4 protein-coding genes are annotated in these 3,127 nt (G+C 69.2%); 2 read left to right on the forward strand and 2 right to left on the reverse strand.

The genetic code is table 11. The features are described from left to right. The coding region (locus BDIM_RS03340; RefSeq protein WP_155818590.1) for a response regulator at positions 1 to 378 on the forward strand (378 nt) is incomplete at its 5' end. Between the two features lie 79 nt (positions 379 to 457). Continuing rightward, complete coding sequence (locus BDIM_RS03345; protein ID WP_003164165.1) at positions 458 to 1,237, forward strand: sulfite exporter TauE/SafE family protein; 780 nt, start codon at positions 458 to 460, stop codon at positions 1,235 to 1,237. Between the two features lie 6 nt (positions 1,238 to 1,243). Here BDIM_RS03345 and BDIM_RS03350 read toward each other — a convergent pair whose 3' ends face one another. Then, positions 1,244 to 1,846, reverse strand: a complete 603-nt coding sequence (locus tag BDIM_RS03350) for a glutathione S-transferase N-terminal domain-containing protein (RefSeq protein ID WP_003164166.1) — start codon at positions 1,844 to 1,846, stop codon at positions 1,244 to 1,246. After that, positions 1,843 to 2,994: a flavodoxin-dependent (E)-4-hydroxy-3-methylbut-2-enyl-diphosphate synthase gene (gene ispG / locus BDIM_RS03355; RefSeq protein ID WP_003164167.1), complete on the reverse strand. Its 1,152-nt coding sequence runs from the start codon at positions 2,992 to 2,994 to the stop codon at positions 1,843 to 1,845. Before ispG ends, BDIM_RS03350 begins: the two co-directional genes overlap by 4 nt. Positions 2,995 to 3,127 lie beyond the last annotated feature (133 nt).

Genomic DNA, 3,127 nt, shown 5'->3' on the forward strand with positions numbered 1-3,127 from the left:
TCGACCCCGGCGGCCGAAGCCGCCCCCCTGACCGTCCTGCTGGTCGAGGATGACGCCGACGCCGCCCTGGACCTGACCGAGGCGCTGGACGCCGCCGGGCACCGCGTCGTCGGTCCCTTCCACAGCGCCGAAGCCGCAGCAGCGGCGACCGCGCTTCACCCCATCGACGTGGCCCTGCTCGACATCAACCTGTCGGGCGAGAACACGGGCGTGGACCTGGCCCGCAGCCTCAAGTCGCGCTGGGGCGTGCCGGTGATCTTCCTGTCCGGCGACGTGACGGCGGCGGCGCAGAACGCCGAACTGGCCGCCGCCATGGTCATCAAGCCCTATCGCGGTCGCGACGTGCTGGACGCCCTGTCCCGGCTGGAGTCCGCCTGAGCCGGCTCATGACGGCCATTGCCAGGCGGCGCGCGACCTGCGCCTGATGGCCCTCAACCCCACCGGCCCGAGGCGCTGAATGGACACCTTCTTCCTGTTCCTTCTGGTCGGCGTCCTGGCCCAGGCGGTCGACGGCGCCCTGGGCATGGCCTACGGCGTCATTTCCTCCTCGGTGCTGCTGGCTTTGGGCGTGCCCCCGGCCACCGCCTCGGCCAGCGTCCACGCCGCCGAGGTCTTCACCACCGCCGCCTCGGCCGGAAGCCATGCCTGGCACAAGAACGTCGAGTGGCGGCTGCTGGCGCCGCTGGCCATCGCGGGCGTGATCGGCGGGGTGCTGGGCGCCTATGTTCTGACGGGACTGGAGGCCTCGACCATCAAACCCTTCGTCGTCGGCTATCTGGCCCTGGTCGGAGTGTGGATCCTGTGGCGCGCCGGGCATGACATCCGCCCGCGCCACCTGCCCGCTTGGGTCACAGCGCCGCTGGGGCTGGTCGGCGGCTTTCTGGACGCCGTGGGCGGAGGCGGCTGGGGGCCGACCGTCTCCTCGACCATGGTCGGCGCCGGGCATGAGCCGCGCAAGGCCATCGGCACGGTGAACACAGCCGAATTCTTCCTGACCGTGGCCGTCTCGGCCACCTTCGTCTGGGCCCTGGTCAGCGGCCACTGGGAAGAGGCGGGCGCGCTCCAGAACCACGCGGCGGCCGTCGGCGGCCTGGTGGTCGGCGGCCTGATCGCCGCCCCCTTCGCCGGACTGATCGTGAAGAAGGTGCCGCGCAAGGCCCTGACCTATGCGGTCGGCTTCCTGCTGCTGATCCTCGCCGCCTTCCAGGGCGCGCAACTGCTGAAACTGATCGGCTGATCCCGTCTAGCGCGGGAAGGTGTCGATGAAGCTGGGACGCTGCTCCAGCGCCGCCTGCAGGGCGACCAGGTTCGGGCGGCCCGTCTTCCAGTCGTAGTCCGGGTGACGGAAGCCGATCCAGGTGACGGCGATCCCGGCCGTCAGCACGCCCATGTCCAGCGCCTCGGCGTCCGGGGCGGCGCTCTCCAGCGCATCCAGGGCGCGGCCCATGTTGACGGTCCAGCGCGCGATCCAGGACGGCGAGCGTTCCTGCTCGGGTCGCCGCTTCTCCAGCACCAGCTTGACGCCCATCTCCAACGCGGCGTTGGCCTGGGTCTCCAGCCGCTTGACCCGCAGGCGCTCCGCCCCCTCGGTCGGCAGCAGACGCGGTCCCGAACCCAGGGCGTCCAGATACTCGGCGATGACCGGGCTGTCGGTCAGCGGCAGGCCGTCCGCGGCGATCAGCGTCGGAACCTGAACCACGGGGTTGGTCGACAGAAGCTCCGGCGCGTCGGCGTAAGGATCGACGATGATCTCCTCGACCCGGTCGGCCAGCCCCTTTTCGCGAGCGACGATGCGAACCTTGCGGGCGAAGGGCGACGGGGTGGTGATGTAGAGCTTCATGGTCATTCGGCGGCGTTGAGAGCGATGGCGGCGGCGCGGGCGGCGTCCAGTTCGGCGGCCTTGGCTTCGACCTGGGCGACGATCTCGTCGATCATGCCCTCATTGGCCTGCTTGTGAGCGATCTTGCCGTTCAGATAGACCATGCCCGCCCCCTTGCCGCCGCCGGTGAAGCCGATGTCGGTATAGAGGGCCTCGCCCGGACCGTTGACCACGCAGCCGATGATGGACAGCGACATGGCCGTCGAGACATGCGCCAGTCGCTCCTCCAGAATCCCCACCGTCTCGATGACGTTGAAGCCCTGACGCGCGCAGGACGGGCAGGCGATGATGTTCACCCCCCGGTGACGCAGGCCCAGCGACTTCAGGATATCGAAACCGACCTTGATCTCTTCGACCGGATCGGCGGCCAGGGACACGCGGATGGTGTCGCCGATGCCCGACCACAGCATATTGCCCATGCCGATGGCCGATTTGATGGTGCCGGTGCGCAAGGGGCCCGCCTCGGTCACGCCGAGGTGCAGGGGGCAGTCGATGGCGTCAGCCAGTTGCTGATAGGCGGCCACCGTCAGGAAGGGATCGGACGCCTTCACCGAGATCTTGAACTCGTGGAAGTCCAGATCCTGAAGAATCCGGGCGTGGTTCAGGGCGCTTTCGACCATCGCATCCGGACAGGGCTCGCCGTATTTCTCCAGCAGCTCCTTCTCCAGCGAGCCGGCGTTGACGCCGATGCGCATGGAGCAGCCGTGGTCGCGGGCGGCCTGAACGACTTCCTTGACCCGCTCGATCGAACCGATGTTGCCGGGGTTGATGCGCAGGCAGGCGGCGCCCGCCTGGGCCGCCTCGATGCCGCGCTTGTAGTGGAAGTGGATGTCCGCCACGAGCGGCACGCGGGCCTCGCGCGCGATGGTCCTGAAGGCCGCCGTCGACTCCTCGTCCGGGCAAGAGACGCGCACGATGTCGGCCCCGGCCTCTTCCAGCTGGCGAATCTGCTCCAGCGTCGCCGCCGCGTCGGTCGTCGGCGTATTGGTCATCGACTGGACGCTGATCGGGGCGTCGCCGCCGACAGGGACGGAGCCGACCATGATCTGGCGGCTCTTGCGGCGCTCGATGTGGCGCCAGGGGCGGATATGGCCGAGTTCGGAATGGTCGCTCATGACGCCGGGAACATAGGACAGGAAGAGCGGCAAAACCACGACAGGCGGCGAAAGATCGCGCCTTCGTCGAGGAAAGGATCAGGCGGCGGGCGCGGGAGCTGCGGCGGCGGCCTGGGTCGGCGTCGGCGAAGGC

Source organism: Brevundimonas diminuta ATCC 11568 (assembly GCF_000204035.1).
GTDB classification, from domain to species: domain Bacteria; phylum Pseudomonadota; class Alphaproteobacteria; order Caulobacterales; family Caulobacteraceae; genus Brevundimonas; species Brevundimonas diminuta.